This window comes from Duganella sp. LjRoot269, from assembly GCF_964254095.1.
Classification (GTDB): domain Bacteria; phylum Pseudomonadota; class Gammaproteobacteria; order Burkholderiales; family Burkholderiaceae_D; genus Rugamonas; species Rugamonas hordei.
The window spans coordinates 4,247,205-4,266,556 of sequence record NZ_CAXUSL020000001.1; the positions used below are offsets into that span (position 1 = coordinate 4,247,205).

Sequence of the window (19,352 nt, forward strand, 5' to 3'; positions counted from 1 at the left end):
GCTTACAGTTCGATTTCCATGCCGTCGTAGGCGGAGACGATCTCCAGCGGCGCCTCGCCGGTGATCTCGGCATAGCGGCGCGTTTCGGCCAGCACGCTGGCGATCTGCGCATCGTCGTAGATAGGCTCGTGATGGAACAGGCAAAGCTGGTGAACGCCCGCCAGCTGGCACAGCTCGACGCCGACCACATTGCTGGAATGCCCCCAGTCGGCCTTGACCGAAATGGAATCGGCCAGCGAATACATGGCGTCGAAGATCACCAGGTCGGCGTCGCGGAAGAAATCGACGAAGGCCACGCGCTCGGCGGCGTTATCCAGCTTGTGCTCGGAATCGGTACTGTAGATCATGCTCTTGCCGCCGTGCTCAAGGCGATAGCCGTAGGAGTCGCCGGCATGCAGCTGCAGCTTGGCCGTCACGGTCACGTCGTGCAGTTTCAATGGCACGCCCGGCTCCATGGTGACGAATTCGATGGTGGCGCCCAGTTGATGGAAGCCGACCGGGAAGCTGATCGGCTCCTGCTGGCGGCGGAACGCCGTCTCCAGCTCCTTGTGGCAGCCGTAGATGATGATGCGGTTGCCAGGTATGTAGGCCGGCGTGAAGAACGGGAAGCCCATGATGTGATCCCAATGGAGATGGGACATGAACACATGGTAGGTCTGCGGCTTGGCGGGGCCATACTTGGCCAGCTTGGCGCCGGCCAGCGCGCGCACGCCGGAACCCAGGTCGAGGATGATGTGCTCGTGCACGGTGTCCGGATCCCACACTTCCACCTCGACGCAGCTGGAGTTGCCGCCGTAGGTGCCGCGCACGTCGAAGCCCAGGTCGTTGTCGATATACGACGCCACTTTTTCCGGCGTGTCGAGATTGCGGCCGATGGCGCCCTCGAGCGCCTTCACCAGCTTGGAACGGATCTGCTTGTGATTCAGCGCGACCGGCAGCGAACCGCGCGCACCCCAGATGCGGGCCTTCATGAAGCGCCGCCGACGGCGGCCAGCGCTGCGGGGCGGTCCGGGAATATCTCGAACAGCATGTCGAAACGGCTGATGGTGAACACCTCCAGCACCAGCGGCTGCAGCGCCGCGAGCACCATGCGGCCGCCCTGCGCCTTGACCTGCTTGATGGCCACCATCAGCGCCCGCAAGCCGATGCTGCTGATGTAATTGACGCCGGCGAAATCGATCACCATCGGCGCGCCATCCCTGGTGCAGTCGCGCAGATGCGGATCGAGCGCCAGTTTGAAGGCATCCGCGTGCGTATGATCGATGCGGCCGGCTGGGCTCAGCACCAGCGTGCGCCCCTCTTGTCGTGGCTGAAGTTCCATGTTGATGACCCGTGCTCCGTGCTCGTGAGATACTGATTAAGGGTTAAAGTGTACCAAATATCAGTAGTTATTTTGGTATTTTCGCATCTTTTTTGTGCAAGAAGCAATTCCCAAGGGGAACGTATGCGGCCGCTCGACAAATATTTCAAGCTCGCAGAGCACGGCAGCAATGTCCGCACCGAAGTGGTGGCCGGCATCACCACCTTCCTCACGATGGCCTACATCATCTTCGTCAATCCCGCGATCCTGGGCGACGCCGGCGTGCCGAAGGACGCCGTCTTCGTCGCCACCTGCCTGGCCGCCGCGCTGGGCACCATCATCATGGGCCTGTACGCCAACTACCCGATCGGCATGGCGCCGGGCATGGGGCTCAACGCCTACTTCGCCTATGCCGTGGTGCTGGGCATGGGCGTGCCGTGGCAGTCGGCGCTGGGCGCCGTGTTCATCTCGGGCTGCCTGTTCCTGCTGGTGACCCTGTTCAAGGTGCGCGAACAGATCGTCAACGGCATTCCGCACTCGCTGCGGGTGGCGATCACCGTCGGCCTGGGCCTGTTCCTGGCGCTGATCGCGATGAAGAGCGCCGGCCTGGTGGTCGCCAGCCCTGAAACGCTGGTGCGCGTGGGCGACATGCACAAGCCGCAGACCATCATGGCGGTGGCCGGTTTCCTGCTGATCGTCACGCTGGACCGCCTGCGGGTGCCGGGCGCGCTACTGATCGGCATCATCGCCGTGACGGTGCTGAGCTTTTTCTACGGCGGGAATACCTTTCACGGCTTCATGTCGATGCCGCCGTCGCTGGCGCCGACGCTGCTCCAGCTGGATCTGAAGGGCGCCGCCAACATCGGCCTGCTCAATGTGGTGCTGGTGTTCTTCCTGGTTGAACTGTTCGACGCCACCGGCACCTTGATGGGCGTGGCCAGCCGCGCGGGGCTGCTGGTCGGCGGCCGGATGGCGCGCCTGAACAAGGCGCTGCTGGCCGACAGCTGCGCCATCGTGGCCGGCTCGATGCTGGGCACCTCCAGCACCACCGCCTATCTCGAAAGCGCGGCCGGCGTGCAGGCCGGCGGCCGTACGGGGTTGACGGCGCTGGTGGTCGCGCTGTTGTTCCTGGCGGCGTTGTTCTTCGCGCCCATCGCCGGCGTGGTGCCGGCCTACGCCACCGCCCCGGCGCTGCTGTTCGTCGCCTGCCTGATGCTGCGCGACCTGGTCGACGTGGACTGGAACGAGACCACCGAGAGCGTGCCGGCGGCCATCACCGCGCTGGTGATCCCGTTCACCTATTCGATCGCCCATGGCATCGCGTTCGGCTTCATCACCTACGCTGGCTTGAAGTTGTTGACCGGCCGCGCGCGCGAGGTCAAGCCGGTGGTGTGGGTGATCGCCGGCGTGTTCCTGTTCAAATACGCTTACCTTACTGGCTAACTGCTGTCCTCTCGCGGGATGCCACCAAGGTGGGCATCTCGCGTATCGCCAGCACGCCGATGACGTTGTGCAGCCGCATGCGGCACAGCGTCAGCGGATCTTCCTCCGCCGCCGCCAACCGCAGCTGCACGTCCACCCCTTGCGCGGTGGCCGTCGTGCGCAGGCTGCGCAACTCTATCCCCAGCCGCCGCACAATCGCCAGCACGGCTTCCAGCGTGGCGATCGGATCGTCCGGCTCTATGCAAAAACGGTAGCTTTTTTGTGTGGTATTCATGCCACCAGAATATCCGGGAAGCGGCAAAATAGGCTTCCTGAATTTGCTCCGCTTATGTCAATTTAAAGGACGATGTCCCGAATAATATAGAATACATGGGATATTCATCTTTTGCGGAACTATCCCATGGAAATTGACGAACTCGATCGCCGCATCCTGCGTGAACTGCGCCAGGACGGCCGCCTGAGCAACACCAAGCTGGCCGAAAAGGTCGGCCTGTCGACCACGCCGTGCTGGAACCGCGTGCGCGCGCTGGAGGAAGGCGGCATGATCGAAGGCTACACGGCGCTACTCAGCCAGAAGGCGCTGGGCTACCCGGACACGGTCATCATCGAAGTGACGCTGGACCGGCACGACGACGACATCTTCGAAAAATTCGGCCAGGCCCTGGCCGATCTGCCGGAAGTGATGGAGGCGTATCTACTGACCGGCGAATACGACTACCTGATCAAGGTGGCTGTAGCCGGTACGGCGGGCTACGAAGAATTCCTGCGCCGCAAACTCTACAAGCTGCCCGGCCTGCGCCACAGCCGCTCCACCTTCGTGCTGCGCTGCCTGAAGCGCGCCCATTCGGTGGAGCCATAAGACAGCGGACTCTAAAAAAGGCGGGGTCAGTTCCGGCAACCTGCCACGTCAGAGCTTACCGTCATATTTCTTTACCGCGCGATTCACCGTTCTCAAAGAAACGCCGAAGAACTCGCCAATTCGCTCCATGGTGAATACGGTAGAAAAATACGCGTTCGCCATCGCCTGATCCCTGTCTGAAAATTGAAGCCGATATTCTTCCAGTGACCGAGCGGCTGCCCGTCGGTGGGCTTTGGAAATACCTTTCAAAGACGCGTCCTCAAAACAGCTTCGATGGTGTTCGACGAAAGACTCGTCGCCTAACATAAGCTGATGGCAGACTCGCTTCAATGGACTATCCAGCCCCACCCCATCCATCACAAACTGACGATACCGCTCTATGGCCAGGCTGCGCGTCGAGCCAAACTGCCCCAACAACCATTCTTTGTCGAGCCACTCTGGACGGTCGCCCATCCCCATCAGATATCGATGGCTGCTCCATACCCACTCTTCCGGCAACTGCACCAGGTGGGCTCGAAGCGGATTGAGCACCACGTACCGTGACAGCGCCAACAAATAGCCTTGCTTTTGAACCAAAATTGCTTTGTAGCGCCCTTGAAAAAGATGTCCCGACAGACGATGCCGACGATTGAAGTGCTGAGTGTATAAGCCGTTCAACTGCCGCATTCCCTGCGACAGATTACCCTCGACGGTCTCAACGACCGCATGGTAATGATTCGTCATTTGGCAATACGCATGGATGACAAAATTGAATCGCTTACAGACGATCGCAAAAATATCGAGCCACGCCATTCGATCGGCGTCGTCACGATAAATTGCTTCGCCATGATCACCACGTGAGGTAACGTGATACAGCGCACCGGCGAACTCTATGCGAAGTGGACGTGTCATTCACACACCCTAGTCCCGCCAGCCTCGACATACGCTGATTTAACTCAATTGCGGACTCAATCATGCCTCTGGCGTACGTGGCACGATGCCGGAACTGACCCCGCTTTTTTTTACGGACCGCGCACCGCCAGCGTGTAGCCGGTGTTGCCTTTCAGGATGCTGTAGACGCCGTAGTCGCAGCTGAATACCGTCCAGGCCTGCGTCGGGTCGGCGAAGTCGGTGCTGGAAGTCCAGTAGAACTCCAGCTCGACGAAGTTGTTGAATACCGCCGCCTGCTCTATCGCCGTCTTTTCCTCGTTCTGGAACACGGAGTTGAAGCGCAAAGCCATATTGGTTTCCGCGCGGTCGGTCAGGCTCAGCATCTCGGCGCGGTTCGGCATGTGCCAGTTGCCTGCGCTCGATCCGTCGGTCAACCCGCACTGTCCCTGCGACAGCGCCCGTACAGCGGCCAGCGCACCGGCCCACGATTGACGGATACAGTTGGCCTGCTTCAGCCACACCAGCCCCGTTACAGTATCCTTGACAGTGCCGTTACCCCCGTCGACAAAGCGCAGCGAGGTTTGCCCCACGCCGCTGCGAACATCGCCATCGTCGCCGGCAGCATAGACGATGAACTGGCCGGTGGCCATCAAATTCACGCTGCCGCTGCCCCCGCTCTTCACCGCCCACACGCCGTTGGGCGACGTGGCCTTCAGATTGTTCAGCAAGTCGTTGACGTAGCGGCCGTCCTTGAAATCGATCACCCACGCTTCTTCGGTGACGCCGCGGTAAGTGGTCGAACTCCAGTAAGGCCCGGCCACGTTGAGGAAGGGGTGCCCTCCAGCCAGCGCCGGATTGCTGCGCGAGATATCGACCAGGCTTTCCAACTCGATCACATTCGGCAAGCGCCAGTCGCCGGCCTTGGAGCCGTCGCTCAGGCCGCACATGCCGTTGGCCATCTGCTTGACCGCCGCAAGCGCGTCCAGCCAGTTGCGGGCGCTGAAGCAAGCCGCGTTGCGGGTCCAGACCAATCCCGTCAGCTTGTCGCTGACGCTGCCGTTCTGCAGATCGACAAAGCGCCCCGTAGGCCACGCCAGGCCGTTTTTCAACGCGCCGTCGTCGCCGGCGGCGTAGCTGGTTTGCTGTCCGCTGGCGGCCAGGTTCAGCAGCCGGTTGCTGCCGTCATAAGCGTCGAAGTTCCCGCCGGTGACGTTGCTGCCGGACGTGGCCATGTACGACAGCACCATCCGGTACAAGGCGTTGTGATCGGATTTGAGCGCGGTGGCGCTGCCGTTGGCCGGTACCGGATAGAAGCCGTAGCCCGCCTTGGTGGCCCAGATTTCGTAGCGCGTCTGGGTACCCGTCATCAGGCCGCTGAAGCTGTAGTTGCCGTTGGCGTCCGTGGTCGCCTGCACCGAGGTGTGGTTATTGGTCTGGTAGGCCGTCACCACCACACCCGCCAGCGGCGCGCCGCCCTTGACCGTCACCTTGCCGGCCACGCTGGCCGTCAGCGGCGCGTTCGGCGTCGTCGCGACCGCCGTCGGGCCAGGACTGGCGCCCCCGTCTCCTCCGCCACCGCACCCCGCCAGCAGGCCCCATACAAGCGCAAACATCCAATAACGATGACGAATCATGGCCGCTCTCCCCTTTAACGCCAAGTATCCTCCAGTTTTCCCTTCGGGTAATAGAATTTTTATATTGGAAATATGCTTTATGTGCACAAGCGCACAGAACGCACGTCACAAACGGCTCATGCTGGCAGCGCCTCAAGACCATCCACAACGGAGAAGAAAAATGAATAACAAACTGAAAATCGCCATAGCCGTCGCAGCGCTGGGCATGACCACGCAAGCCTTTGCACAAATCACCTTCTACGAACACGACGGCTGGCGCGGCCGCGCCTTCACCGCCAACAAACAAGTGCGGGACTTTACCCGCAACGGTTTCAACGATCGCGCCTCGTCGGTGGTGGTCGATCGCGGCCAGTGGGAAGTGTGCGATGACTCCAACTTCCGCGGCCACTGCATGGTGCTGCGTCGCGGCAGCTACGAGTCGCTGAGCGGCATGGGCATGAATGATCGCATCTCGTCGGTGCGCCCGCTCGGCCGCCGCGACCGCTATGAAAATGAAGCGCCGGAGCCGCTGCCGCAGCCTACCAATGAATATCGCCGCCGTCCGAGCGAGCGCATTATCGAAGTGCCGATTACCTCGGTGCACGCCGTGGTCGGCACGCCTGAGCAACGCTGCTGGGTCGAGCGCCAGCAGGTGACCGAGCCCGCGCGCAGCGGCACCAGTGCCGGCGGCGTCATCGCCGGTGCGCTGATCGGCGGCATCCTCGGCCACCAGGTCGGCGGCGGCACGGGACGCGATGTCGCCACCGCGGGTGGCGCGATCGCCGGCGCGGCCATCGGCAACAATGTGGCCAACCGTAATAGCACTCAGACCTCCGAGCGCGATGTGCGCCGCTGCGAAAACGTCGAAAACCAGAAGCCGCAATACTGGGACGTGACCTACAACTATCGCGGCCAGGAGCACCGCGTGCAAATGACCGCGCCACCGGGGAACTCCATCGCCGTCAACAGCCGCACTGGCGAACCCCGGACTTAATGTAGTCTAGAAGTGGTACTCGGCCCGTATCATCGGCGTCTTGGCGACATAGCCTTGACCGCCGGTGGTGGCCGAGGTGTTGCCGAACTTGTTGCGCCAGTATTGATACTCGACGCCGATTCGGAAGGTATTCTTCGCGTGGCCAATCGCGGCCCCCACATCAAACATCACCTGCATGTCGATATTGGTCTCTGCGCCGGTATCGTTGCCCACTTCGTCCTTGCCCTTCGACGCGATTAAGTTCGCATAGCCTTCGAACGCCCACAGCGAACCAAACGGAATCCCCCATTCCGACGACAGCATTGCATGCGTCTTGTAGGTATAACGTCCAGTGACGGTGGAGATCGGAGGGAAGGCGCCGCTCGGCGCGTTGCTCTCGTTGATCAGCAACAGGCTGGTGTTGAAATGGCCGGCCGGCACGTCCCACATGAAGGTCGGTCCCAGCACGAACATGCGCTTGCGCGAGTTGTAGCCCACGTCGTTCTTGGTGTTGACGTCGAAACCGCCGGTGATCCCCAGGCCGCGCACCGGGCCGAATTTGTATTCGGTGCCGGTCACCTTGCTCAGGTCCACGGTGTTCCGGTACAGGATGTAGGCTTCGTTGGCGCCGGACTTTTGCGTCAGCGACGCCGGATCGTTTTTATCCGACATCAGGAAGTCGGCGTTGAAGAAGTTGGTGCCGTACTTGTAGCCGCTGACGTGAGTCAGCGCCACGATGTTCTTGGCGATGTCCTGGCTGTTGAACGGCTCGCGGTAGTCGGTGCCGTAGCGCCAGCTGACGGAGGTGTCGCTCCAGTCGGCGGCGTGGACCGAACCGGCCAGGCTCAGAAAGGCGGTGCACAGCAGTTGTGGAATTTGTCTCGTTTTCATTTTAGTTTTCCATATTTTTGAACGTGACTGTCCCAGCCGGCGCCATTGCGGGCGCCGGACAGAGATCAATCGGGAGAAGAAGAGTTGGTTCCTCAGCCTGCGCCGAGGTAGACGAACTTGAAGGTGAACACGCAAGCGATCGCCCAGATCACTGGACGCACTTCGCGCACCCGGCCGGTCAACAGCTTCAGCACCGCGTAGGAGATGAAGCCGAAAGCCACGCCAAGCGCGATCGAGTACGTGAACGGCATGGTCAGTGCCGCGATTGCCGCGGGCACGGATTCGGTGGTGTCGCTCCAGTCGATGTCGACCAGTTCGCGCAGCATCAGGCACGACACGTACAGCAGCGCGGGCGCCGTGGCGTAGCTCGGCACCACGCCGGCCAGCGGCGAGATGAACAAGCAGGCCAGGAACAGCACACCGACGGCGACGGCGGTCAGGCCGGTACGGCCGCCCGCTTGCACGCCGGCGGCGCTTTCGATGTAGGCGGTGGTGCTGGAGGTGCCCAGCAGCGAGCCGGTGACGATGGCGCAGCTGTCGGCCAGCAGCGCCTTGTTCAGGCGTTCCATCTTGCCGTTGACCAGCAGGCCTGCGCGGTTGGCCACGCCCATCAGCGTGCCGGTGGCGTCGAACAGCTCGACCAGGAAGAACACCAGCACCACGTTCAGCAGGCCGACCGAGATCGCGCCCATCAGGTCCAGCTTGAACAAGGTGGGCGCCAGCGACGGCGGCGTGTCGACGATGCCGTTGAACTGGTTGCCGCCGACGAAGAAGCTCAGCACCGTCACGGCCAGGATGCCGATCAGGATCGCGCCCTTTACCTTCAGGCGGTCCAATGCGACGATGATGAAGAAGCCGACAATGGCCAACAGCGTGGGTGCCTTGTGCAGGTCGCCCACGCGCACCAGCGTCTCAGGGCTGCTGACGACGATGCCCGCGCTCTTCAGCGAAATCAAACCCAGGAACAGGCCGATGCCGACGGTGATGGCGGTGCGTATCGAATGGGGGATGCCGTTGACGATCATCTCGCGCAGCTTGAATACGCTGACGAACACGAACAGGCAGCCGGAGATGAAGACCGCGCCCAGCGCCATTTCCCAGGGCATGCCCATGCCCTTGACCACGACGTAAGCGAAGTAGGCGTTCAACCCCATGCCCGGCGCCATGGCAATCGGATAGTTTGCATACAGGCCCATAATGAGACAGCCCAGCGCTGCCGCGATACAGGTGGCGACGAAGACAGCGCCCTTGGGCATGCCGGCGTCACCGAGGATGGAGGGGTTGACGAAGATGATGTAAGCCATCGTCAGGAAGGTAGTCAGGCCTGCGACCAATTCGGTGCGCACGTCGGTACCGTTCTCTTTCAGCTTAAAGAACTTCTCTAGAATTAACATGATGTCTCCGTGTTCTATTTTGACTACTTATGTGTCGTCCGCCGATTAAACATGGGAACAATCGGCATAGACCTTATCTCAGGGGCCACTTCTTGAAATCGCTGTGGTGGCATACCTGCTATCTGTTATGGTCTATAACAGTCGGGCGCGCCGTATTTTCACTACGGCGTAGCCCTATGTTTACCCTCCTCTGGTCAGGGTCCTTCCGGTTTAGACGAATTCACCTATTTGTGCGACGACCGCCTTGCGCACCGAGCCGGTGGTGATGAAGGAACGCGCCACTTCAAGGTCGTTGTGCAGCCAGCGGTCGCCGTCGAGGCAGGCCGGGATCTGGCTGCGCACCGCCTCATACGCCACCTGGGTGCCTTTGCCGAGCACAAAGCCGGGCAGCAGGCTTTCCGTCATCGTCAGCGCCTGGGAGGCCAACAACATTTCAACGCCGACAATGTACTGTGTGTTCGACACCACAGTGGCGGCCTTGCGCGCGCACCAAGTGGAGTTGGATACGTGGTCTTCGCTGTTGCCCTTGGCCGGAATCGAGTCGACGCTGCCCGGCATGCACAGCGTGCGGTTCTCCATCACCAGGGAGCTGAGCGAGCATTGCATCACCGGGTAGCCGGTGTTCACGCCGCGCACGCCGGACATCAGGTTGCGCGGCAGGCCCCACGACAAGGTCGGGTCGATCAGGCGTGCGACGCGGCGCTCGACGATGCTGCCCAGGTCCGCGACGGCCATCGCCAGCAGGTCCATTGCCTGCGCCAGGTATTGGCCGTGGAAGTTACCACCCGAGATGATCTCGAAGCCGCCACCGTCCTTGCCGAAGATGAGCGGGTTGTCAGTGGCGGAATTCACTTCCTTGTCGAGGATGGTGTCGATGTAGTCCAGCGCATCGAACACCGGGCCATAGACCTGCGGCGCGCAACGCAGCGAGTACACGTCCTGGATGCGGGCCGTGTACGGGATATCGGTGCGGCGCAGCTCTTCGGGGAACTGCACGGCGCGCGCTTCGTGGGTGGTGCGGGTCGACCCTTGCAGCAGGTCGCGAATGATGGCGGCGGTCTTGATCTGGCCGGCGTGCGGACGCGCTTCGTGGATGCGTGGATCGAAGGCCGACATCTCGGCGCGCATCGCTTCCAGCGTCAGGCCCAGCGACAGGCAGGCGTCGGACAGCATGTTGCGCGCGTCTTCCGCGGCCAGCAGCGCCACGGCCAGCGAGACGGTACAGCCGTTGATCAGCGCCGACGCATCCTTGGCCTTCAGCTCGAAGACGACCGGGCCGACGTTGGAAGCGCGGATCGCGTCGGGAGCCGACATGCGCTGTCCCTTGTACATCACTTCCGCCTCGTCGAAGCCGGCGATGGCGGCGGCCAGGTAGGCCAGCGGCGCCAGATCGCCCGAGGCGCCGACGGAACCCTTCTGCGGCATGATCGGGTGGATGCCGGCATTGACGAAGGCCAGCAGGCGGTCCACCACTTCGACGCGCGGCGCCGAGTAGTTGCTGGCGAAGGCGTTGGCGCGCAACAGCATCGTGGCGCGGCTCACCTCTTCGGAGAACGGCTCGCCCATGCCGCAGGCGTGGGCCTTGATCAGCTGCGTCTGGAACAGCACGATGTCCTGCACCTTGACGCGGGTGTCCTTCAGCATGCCGACGCCGGTGTTAAAGCTGTACATCATCGGTGCTTCGTCGTGCATCCAGGTCGACTCGATGTAATCGCGGCTTTCCTTCAGCGCGGCGCGCGACGAGGCGGCCAGATTGACTTCGATGGCCGGGTTGCGGGCGACGGCGACGACCTGCGCGGCCGTCAGGTTGAAACCATTGATGGTGGTAGTAGTCATGATCTGTCTTCTTGTCAGTTGGCGCCGGCGGCGAACCACGCACCGAGCTCGGAGCGTTCTTCAGGCGTGATATTGGTCATATTCCCGATCGGCATAGCCTTCAGCACGACGGCCTGCTGGTTGATCTTGGCCGCGTTCTGGCGGATCAGTTCAGGCGTGTCGAACTTGATGCCGGCCGGCGCGGTGGCGAAACCGGGTTGCGTAGGCTGCGCAGCGTGGCAGCTGACGCAGCGCTGGTTGACGATGGCCTGCACGCGAGTGAAGTCCGGTGCCGCGACGCTGGCATGTGCCTCGCCGGCGGCATCGCCGGCAACCGCCGCCGAAGCCGCAGGTACAGGAGCAGCGGCCGGACGCGGCGCGATCACCACCGCCACCGCGGCCAGGATGGCGACGCCCGCCGCCGGGAACTGCCATGCGGTCTTGCCATGGTGGCGCAGGTTGAAGAAGTGGCGTATCAGCACGCCGGCGGCGATGATCGCGCCCAGCAGCGCCCAGCTGTAGGCGTGGCTGTAGGTCATCGCGTAGTGGTTGCTGATCATGATCAGCAGCACAGGCAGCGTGAAGTAGTTGTTGTGCACGGAGCGCTGCTTGGCCTTCTTGCCGTGGATAGGATCCGGCGATTTGCCCTGCTCCATCGCTTCCACCAGCTTGCGCTGGCCGGGGATGATCAGCATCAGCACATTCCCGACCATCATCGTGCCGATCATGGCGCCGACGTGGATATAGGCCGCGCGGCCGCTCAGGAACTTGGTCAGCACGTAGGCCATGGCCACGATGAAGACGAACATGATCACGCCCAGCAGGCCGTCCTTCTGGCCCAGCGGCGAGCGACACAACGTGTCGTAGAAGATCCAGCCCACCAGCAGCGAGCCCAGGCCCACGCCGATCGCCTGCAACTGGGTCAGGTCCGCGACCGACTTATCGATCATCATCGCCGAGGCGTTGAAGTAGTAGACGATGAACAGCAGCGAGAAGCCGGAGATCCAGGTGGCGTATGCCTCCCATTTGAACCAGTGCAGGTCCGACGGCAGTTCGGCCGGCGACACCAGGTATTTCTGCGGGTTGTAAAAACCGCCACCATGCACCGCCCACAACTCGCCGGACACGCCCTTCCTGGCCAGGTCGGAACCCGGCTTCGGAGGACGAATGCTGTTATCCAGCCAAACAAAGTAGAAGGATGCGCCGATCCACGCGATCCCCGTGATCAGATGCAGCCAGCGCACCAATAGATTGAGCCAGTCCACGCCGTAAGCGAGCAATTCCATGTTGTCCCCATGATTGGATTAAGCTCGTCTGCCACCGCGGGCGCTCCAGACGATTGGGATGATTTCCCTTTTGGCCGCGAACTGTTGAAAGCTCCGCTGCGACCGATTGAAAACCACGCGCAGGTCACGCATGGTGTGAGACGAACGATAAAACTAATTCTGGCTTTTCGTATGGCAGTAGCCGTATATTAAAAATAGGCTCACCGTTATAGATAGACCCATATGGCACAACTTCCCGACCACTTAGACCTGCATCTGATCCGCATCCTGTACATGCTCCTCTGCGAGAAAAACGTCTCCCGCGTGGCGATGAAGCTCGATCAGACGCAACCCTCTATCTCCGCCTCGCTGCAAAAGCTGCGCGAGCTCACAGGCGATCCGCTGCTGGTGCGCGGCGGCCGCGGCATGGTGCCGACCCAGCATGGCGAAAGCCTGAAGGAACCGGCCAAGCGCATCCTCGACGAAGTAGGACAGCTGTTCCTGCACAAGACGCCCTTCGCCTCCAAGGAGGAAAGCCGTACCTTCCGCATCGGCGCGCCTGACTACCTGGACATCCAGTTCCTGCCCAACGTCGTGGCGCGCTTGCGACGCGAATCGCCCAAGAGCCGCATCATCATCCACAGCCTGGGCGCGGAAGTGGACTCGATCCGCATGCTGTCCGACGGCGAGCTCGATCTGCTGATCGGTAACTGGGAGCAGCCGCCGGAGCACCTGCACCTGTCACGCCTGTTCGAGGACCCGATTATCTGCGCCATGCGCGCGGACGCCCCCTACGCCAAGCGCACCGGCCCGGACGACATGACACTGGCCGACTATCTGAGCCTGCCCCACGTGGCGCCCTCGCCCACGCTGCCCGGCTTCCACGGCGTGATCGACAGCTTCCTGGCGCAGCAGGGCCACCAGCGCAACGTGGTCGTCGAATCGGCCTATTTCAGCCTGATTCCCTACATGCTGACGCAGACCGACATGGTGCTCACCACGGGGCGCCAGTACCTGCGCTTCTACGAGCGCAACCTGCCGATCAAGACCTTCACGGTGCCGGTGCGCTTCCCGACGATGCGCTTCTACCAGCTGTGGCACGAGCGCGTGCACCACGCCCCGGAACACAAATGGCTGCGCGACCAGGTCACGCAGGCGGCGCAGGCGCTCGTCTCCAAATAATCCGTGGCAAGGTCACAACACTTCCCATAAGCCCGGGCTGAATGCGGTTATGGCCCCGGGCATATATAACAGCCTCCCCCGCCATATATCATTCCTCTTATACCAAGAGGAGACAGGCCCCGCCTGCACAACGATGACAATCACACTAGATCACCTGAACGGCTGCAGCGCCGAAGAGTTCACCCAGCAGCTGCACGGCCTGTACGAACATTCGCCATGGATCCCGCAGCGCGCCGCCGCGCAGCGTCCATTCGCCACCACGTCCGCCCTGAAACAGGCGCTGCAAGCCGTCGTGCGCAAGGCCACCGAGGACGAACAACTGGGCCTGGTCCGCGCCCACCCGGAACTGGCAGGCAAGGCGGCCCTGGCCGGCGAACTGACCGCCGAATCGACCGGCGAACAGGCGCAGGCCGGCCTGACCCACTGCAGCGCCGACGAACTGGCCACGCTGCACAAGCTGAACGCCGACTACAACGCCAAATTCGGCTTCCCCTTCATCCTCGCGGTGAAAGGCCCGACCGGCAACGGCCTGTCGCGCCAGGAGATCATCGCCGCCTTCAGCCGCCGCCTGCGGTCGCAGCGCGACGACGAACTGGCCGAATGCCTGCGCCAGATCGGCCGCATCGCCGAAATGCGTCTGAACGCGCTGCTGGAACTGCAACTGCAATTCGGCCCCACCATCATGGAATGGTCGGAAGTGATCGGCGCCTGGAGCGACGACGCCGACAACCTGACCTGCGCCTACATGACCGACGCCCACCGCAAGACCGCCGCCCAGCTGGCAACGTGGATGAAGGAAGCCGGCATGGAGGTCGAGATCGACCCGGTCGGCAACGTGGTCGGCCGCTACAAATCGGACAAGCCGGGCGCCAAGGCGCTGCTGACGGGCTCCCACTACGACACCGTCCGCAATGGCGGCAAGTACGACGGCCGCGAAGGCATCCTGCTGCCGATCGCCGTGGTCAAGCACCTGAACGAGCGCGGCGAACGCCTGCCGTTCGACCTGGAGATCATCGGCTTCTCGGAAGAAGAAGGCGTGCGCTATCAGAGCACCTTCCTCGGTTCGAACGCCGTCATCGGCCAGTTCGACATGAAGCTGCTGGACAAGGCCGATGCCCAGGGCATCACCATGCGCACCGCGCTGACCGAAGCCGGCCACGACGTCGGCAAGATTGCCTCGGTGGCGCGCAAGCCGGAAGACGTGCTGGCCTTCGTCGAAGTCCACATCGAACAAGGCCCGGTATTGCTGGGCAAAGGCCTGCCGACCGGCGTCGTCACCTCGATCGCCGGCAGCTGCCGCTACCAGGTCGAACTGGCCGGCCTGGCCAGCCACGCCGGCACCACGCCGATGGTCATGCGCAAGGACGCGGCAGCGGCGGCAGCGGAAATCGTGCTGTACGTGGAAGACCGCTGTGGCCACGAACCTTCGCTGGTCGGTACCGTCGGCCAGTTGCACGTGCCGGACGGCTCGGTCAACGTGATCCCCGGCGCCTGCAAGCTGTCGCTGGATATCCGCGCGGCCGACGATGCGACCCGTGACGCCGCGGTCACCGACATCCTGAACCAGGCCGAAGCAGTCTGCGCGCGCCGCCAGATCGGCCTCAAGGTCACCAAGATCATGCAGGCTCCGGCCGCGCCATGCGCGCCATGGCTGGTCAAGCAGCTGGCCGCCGCCACCGAGCGCGCCGGCATCGAAGTGTTCGAACTGCCGTCCGGCGCCGGCCACGACGCCATGGCGCTGGCCCGCATGACCGACGTGGCCATGCTGTTCACCCGTTGCGGCAACGGCGGCATCAGCCACAACCCGCTGGAAACCATGACGGCCGACGACGCCGAAGTGTCGGCACAGATCTTCCTGGACTTCCTGCGCCAGTTCCAAACCAAGTAATTGCGGAGCAATCATGACTGAACCAATTCGATTCTTCTACCGCGGTGAGGTGCACAACGTCGCGGGCGGCGCACCAACCCGCACCCTGCTCCAGCACCTGCGCGAAGACCTGCACTGCACCGGCACCAAGGAAGGCTGCGCCGAAGGCGACTGCGGCGCCTGCACCGTGGTCGTGGCCGAGCTGCAGCCCGACGGCGAAGTGGCCATGAAGTCGGTCAACTCCTGCATCCAGTTCGTCCCCACGCTGGACGGCAAGGCCGTCTTCACCGTCGAGGACCTGAAGCAGGCCAACGGCAGCATGCATCCGGTGCAGGAAGCACTGGTCGAATGCCACGGTTCGCAATGCGGCTTCTGCACGCCGGGCTTCGCCATGTCCTTGTGGAGCCTGTACCTGAAGCAGGACGGCCAGTCCACGCCGCCGTGCCGCAAGACCGTCGATGAAACGTTGTCAGGCAACCTGTGCCGCTGCACCGGCTACCGTCCGATCATCGAGGCCGCGCGCCGCATGGGCGAACTGCCTCACGTCAGTTTCGACCGCGAGGCGCTGAAAGCCTCGCTGCAATCCATCCAGCGAACCGAAATGTATAGCTACAGCCACGACGGCCAAACCTTCCACGCACCGCGCACGCTGGCCGAACTGGCCACGCTGCGCGCTGAAAAACCGACCGCCACCATCGTCGCCGGCTCGACCGACGTCGGCCTGTGGGTCACCAAGCAGATGCGCAACCTCGGCGACATCATCTACGTGCGCCAGGTGCGCGAACTGCACCACATGGAAGAAAGCGACGGCGTGCTGACCATCGGCGCCGCCGTCTCGCTCAACGATGCCTACGAGGCCGTCTGCAAGCATTACAAGGACGAGCTGCACGAAATGTGGCAGCGCTTCGCCTCGCAGCCTATCCGCAACACCGGCACCCTGGGCGGCAGCGTCGCCAACGGCTCGCCGATCGGCGACTCGGCGCCGTGGATGATCGTGCTCGGCGCGGAAATCGTCATCCGCAGCGATAAGGGCCAGCGCACCATGCTGCTGGAGAAGTTCTACCTCGACTACATGAAGAAGGATTGGCAGCCGGGCGAATTCGTCGAAGTCGTACGCATTCCGCTGCCGCGCAAGGATATCCACTTCCGCACCTACAAGCTGGCCAAACGCTACGACCAGGACATCTCCGCCGTCTGCGCCGCCTTCGCCTTCACGCTGAAGGACGGCATCGTCAGCGACGCCCACATCGCCTACGGCGGCATGGCCACCACCTCGCGCCGCGCGCCACTGGCCGAAGCGGCCGTCAACGGCAAGCGCTGGAACGAAGAAACGCTGAAACTGGCGATGGCCGAACTGGCCAGGGACTACACCCCGCTGAGCGACATGCGGGCCACCGCCAACTATCGCATGAAGACCGCGCAAAACCTGCTGCGCCGCTACTGGCTGGAGACCAATCCGGACTCCGCCCAGCCGGTGCAATCGATCAACGCCTACCACTACGCGGAAGGAGCCGTGCCAGCATGAACAGCAAATCCGAAGCATTCCTGACGCAGCCCGCGGTTCCCGGAGTTCCAATGACCTGGGCCGAAGTCGGCCAGTCGCACCCGCACGAATCGGCAGTGCTGCACGTGCTGGGCGAAGCCACCTACACCGACGACATCCCGGAAGCGCAAGGCACGCTGCACGCCGCGCTGGGCATCTCGTCCAAGGCGCACGCCAACATCCTGTCGATGAACTTCGACGCGGTCAAGGCCATGCCTGGCGTGGTCGCCGTCTATACGCACAAGGACATTCCCGGTACCAACGATTGCGGTCCTATCATTCACGACGACCCTATCCTGTCCGAAGGACTGGTCGAATACATCGGCCAGCCGATCTTCATCGTGGTGGCGGACTCGCACGACAACGCCCGCCGCGCCGTCAAGAAAGCCGTCATCGAATACGCGGAGCTGCCGGCCATCCTGACGCCGCAAGCCGCGCGCGACGCGAAATCCTTCGTCGTCCCGCCGATGCACCTGGCGCGTGGCGATGCGCAAGCGGCGTTCGAGCGTTCGAAACACAAGCTGAAAGGCGATCTGCATGTCGGCGGCCAGGAACAGTTCTACCTGGAAGGCCAGATCTCGTATGCCATTCCGAAGGAAGGCAACGGCATGCTGATCTACTGCTCGACCCAGCACCCGACCGAAATGCAGCACGTGGTCGCGCACGCCCTGCACCGCCATTCGCACGATATCGTGGTCGAGTGCCGCCGCATGGGCGGTGGCTTCGGCGGCAAGGAATCGCAATCGGCGCTTTGGGCGGCCTGCGCCGCCATCTCGGCCGCGCATCTGCGCAAGCCGGTCAAGCTGCGCGCCGACCGCGACGACGACATGATGGTCACCGGCAAACGCCACTGCTTCTACTATGAATACGAGATGGGCTACGGCGACGATGGCCGCATCGTCGCCGCCAAGGTGGAGATGGTGTCGCGCGCCGGCTTCTCGGCCGACCTGTCGGCGCCGGTCGCCACCCGCGCCGTCTGCCACTTCGACAACGCCTACTACCTGGCCGACGTCGACATCCGCGCCATGGCCGGCAAGACCAACACGCAGTCGAACACCGCGTTCCGCGGCTTCGGCGGTCCACAGGGTGCCATCGCCATCGAATACATCATGGACGAAATCGCCCGCAACCTGGGCATGGATGCCCTGGACGTCCGCAAGATCAACTTCTACGGCCGCAACGACGAAGAAGGCCGCAACGTCACGCAATACCAGCAAAAAGTGGTCGATAACGTCATCCACGAACTGGTCGCGCAGCTTGAGCAGGAGTCCGACTACCGCAAGCGCCGCGAGGAAATCAACGCGTTCAATGCCAAAAGCACGGTGCTGAAACGCGGCCTCGCGCTGACGCCGCTCAAATTCGGCATCGCCTTCAACGTCACCCACTTCAACCAGGCCGGCGCGCTGGTGCACATCTACACGGACGGCTCGGTGCTGGTTAACCACGGCGGCACCGAAATGGGCCAGGGCATCAACACCAAGGTATGCCAGGTTGTGGCACATGAACTGGGCATCGACCTGGCGATGGTGCGCGCCAGCGCCACCGACACCAGCAAGGTTGCCAACACCTCGGCCACCGCCGCCTCCACCGGCGCGGACTTGAACGGCAAGGCGGCGCAGGACGCGGCCAACACCATCCGCAAGCGCCTGGCCGAATTCGCCGCCAAGCGCCACGACGGCGATGCCGACACCGTGCGCTTCGAAGCCAACTTCGTCCACGTCGGCGACCTTGCGATTCCGTTCTCGGAGCTGGTTCAGAAGGCTTACCTGGCGCGCGTCCAGTTGTGGTCGGACGGCTTCTACGCCACGCCGGGCCTGCACTGGGATCCGAAGACCATGAGTGGCAACCCGTTCTCGTACTACGCTTACGGCGCCTCGGTGTCGGAAGTGGTGGTCGACACGCTGACCGGCGAATGGAAGCTGTTGAAGGCCGACGCGTTGTACGACGCCGGCAACTCGCTGAATCCGGCCATCGACGTCGGTCAGGTGGAAGGCGCCTTCATACAGGGCATGGGCTGGTTGACCACCGAGGAACTGTGGTGGAACGCGGCCGGCAAGCTGATGACGCACGCGCCGTCGACCTACAAGATCCCCGGCGTGTCGGACTGTCCGGAGAACTTCAGCGTGCGCCTGTTCAAGAACCGCAACGTGGCCGACAGCATACACCGCTCCAAGGCGGTCGGCGAGCCGCCATTGCTGCTGCCATTCTCGGTGTTCCTGGCGATCCGCGACGCCTGTTCCGCCGTGGCCGACCACAAGTACAATCCGCCGCTGCGCGCCCCGGCTACCAGCGAATCCATCCTGAACGCCATCACTGCGGTCCAGGAACGAGGTTGAC

16 protein-coding genes are annotated in these 19,352 nt (G+C 62.8%); 7 read left to right on the top strand and 9 right to left on the bottom strand.

The annotated features are described in order from the left end of the window. Nucleotides 1–2: 2 nt before the first annotated feature. Together ACSQ3S_RS19025 and ACSQ3S_RS19030 are read right to left on the bottom strand one after the other, a co-directional pair. On the bottom strand, nt 3–971 hold the full coding sequence (locus ACSQ3S_RS19025) for an MBL fold metallo-hydrolase (RefSeq protein ID WP_176650796.1): 969 nt from the start codon (nt 969–971) through the stop codon (nt 3–5). Next, nucleotides 968–1,321: an STAS domain-containing protein gene (locus ACSQ3S_RS19030; protein ID WP_176650795.1), complete on the bottom strand. Its 354-nt coding sequence runs from the start codon at nt 1,319–1,321 to the stop codon at nt 968–970. Before ACSQ3S_RS19030 ends, ACSQ3S_RS19025 begins: the two co-directional genes overlap by 4 nt. A 123-nt stretch (nt 1,322–1,444) precedes the next feature. Between ACSQ3S_RS19030 and ACSQ3S_RS19035 the strand changes: the two genes are divergently transcribed. Next, on the top strand, nt 1,445–2,743 hold the full coding sequence (locus tag ACSQ3S_RS19035) for an NCS2 family permease (protein ID WP_176650794.1): 1,299 nt from the start codon (nt 1,445–1,447) through the stop codon (nt 2,741–2,743). Here ACSQ3S_RS19035 and ACSQ3S_RS19040 read toward each other — a convergent pair. Next, nucleotides 2,733–3,017: a hypothetical protein gene (locus ACSQ3S_RS19040; protein WP_176650793.1), complete on the bottom strand. Its 285-nt coding sequence runs from the start codon at nt 3,015–3,017 to the stop codon at nt 2,733–2,735. The genes ACSQ3S_RS19035 and ACSQ3S_RS19040 overlap by 11 nt on opposite strands. Nucleotides 3,018–3,143: 126 nt before the next feature. On the opposite strand from ACSQ3S_RS19040, the gene ACSQ3S_RS19045 reads away from it, so the two are divergent. Then, complete coding sequence (locus ACSQ3S_RS19045; protein WP_176650792.1) at nt 3,144–3,602, top strand: Lrp/AsnC family transcriptional regulator; 459 nt, start codon at nt 3,144–3,146, stop codon at nt 3,600–3,602. Nucleotides 3,603–3,650: 48 nt separating this feature from the next. Here the strand turns inward: ACSQ3S_RS19045 and ACSQ3S_RS19050 are convergent, their stop codons facing one another. Beyond that, nucleotides 3,651–4,493 carry a transposase gene (locus ACSQ3S_RS19050; RefSeq protein ID WP_436143429.1) on the bottom strand — a complete coding sequence of 281 codons (843 nt, stop codon included), beginning with the start codon at nt 4,491–4,493 and terminating at the stop codon, nt 3,651–3,653. 110 nt (nt 4,494–4,603) lie between these two features. Continuing rightward, nucleotides 4,604–6,106, bottom strand: coding sequence for an Lcl domain-containing protein (locus tag ACSQ3S_RS19055; RefSeq protein ID WP_436143430.1), 1,503 nt, complete (start codon nt 6,104–6,106; stop codon nt 4,604–4,606). A gap of 160 nt (nt 6,107–6,266) precedes the next feature. Between ACSQ3S_RS19055 and ACSQ3S_RS19060 the strand changes: the two genes are divergently transcribed. Beyond that, nucleotides 6,267–7,079 carry a beta/gamma crystallin-related protein gene (locus ACSQ3S_RS19060; protein WP_413447269.1) on the top strand — a complete coding sequence of 271 codons (813 nt, stop codon included), beginning with the start codon at nt 6,267–6,269 and terminating at the stop codon, nt 7,077–7,079. A gap of 6 nt (nt 7,080–7,085) precedes the next feature. Here ACSQ3S_RS19060 and ACSQ3S_RS19065 read toward each other — a convergent pair whose 3' ends face one another. From ACSQ3S_RS19065 to ACSQ3S_RS19080, 4 genes are all read right to left on the bottom strand, one after another. Then, nucleotides 7,086–7,949, bottom strand: coding sequence for an outer envelope protein (locus tag ACSQ3S_RS19065; RefSeq protein WP_436143431.1), 864 nt, complete (start codon nt 7,947–7,949; stop codon nt 7,086–7,088). A gap of 92 nt (nt 7,950–8,041) precedes the next feature. Further along, a complete protein-coding gene (locus tag ACSQ3S_RS19070; protein ID WP_176650787.1) occupies nt 8,042–9,343 on the bottom strand; it encodes an NCS2 family permease in 1,302 nt (433 codons plus the stop codon). A gap of 210 nt (nt 9,344–9,553) precedes the next feature. Next, nucleotides 9,554–11,179, bottom strand: coding sequence for an HAL/PAL/TAL family ammonia-lyase (locus ACSQ3S_RS19075; RefSeq protein WP_176650786.1), 1,626 nt, complete (start codon nt 11,177–11,179; stop codon nt 9,554–9,556). A gap of 14 nt (nt 11,180–11,193) precedes the next feature. Next, complete coding sequence (locus ACSQ3S_RS19080) at nt 11,194–12,444, bottom strand: urate hydroxylase PuuD (RefSeq protein ID WP_176650785.1); 1,251 nt, start codon at nt 12,442–12,444, stop codon at nt 11,194–11,196. Between the two features lie 222 nt (nt 12,445–12,666). Here ACSQ3S_RS19080 and ACSQ3S_RS19085 point away from each other — a divergent pair, with 222 nt between their 5' ends. From ACSQ3S_RS19085 to xdhB, 4 genes are all read left to right on the top strand, one after another. Continuing rightward, nucleotides 12,667–13,605: a LysR substrate-binding domain-containing protein gene (locus ACSQ3S_RS19085; RefSeq protein WP_176650784.1), complete on the top strand. Its 939-nt coding sequence runs from the start codon at nt 12,667–12,669 to the stop codon at nt 13,603–13,605. A 133-nt stretch (nt 13,606–13,738) separates the two neighbouring features. After that, nucleotides 13,739–15,493 (top strand): allantoate amidohydrolase, encoded by a 1,755-nt coding sequence (locus ACSQ3S_RS19090; RefSeq protein ID WP_436143432.1) that lies wholly within the window; start codon nt 13,739–13,741, stop codon nt 15,491–15,493. A gap of 13 nt (nt 15,494–15,506) precedes the next feature. Continuing rightward, entirely contained in the window at nt 15,507–16,997 is a 1,491-nt protein-coding gene (xdhA, locus tag ACSQ3S_RS19095) for a xanthine dehydrogenase small subunit (protein ID WP_436143433.1), read from the top strand. Next, the gene (xdhB, locus tag ACSQ3S_RS19100) at nt 16,994–19,351 is read left to right on the top strand and encodes a xanthine dehydrogenase molybdopterin binding subunit (RefSeq protein WP_436143434.1); all 2,358 of its coding nucleotides are present in this window, start codon (nt 16,994–16,996) and stop codon (nt 19,349–19,351) included. The genes xdhA and xdhB overlap by 4 nt, the downstream gene beginning before the upstream one ends. Nucleotide 19,352: the final 1 nt, after the last annotated feature.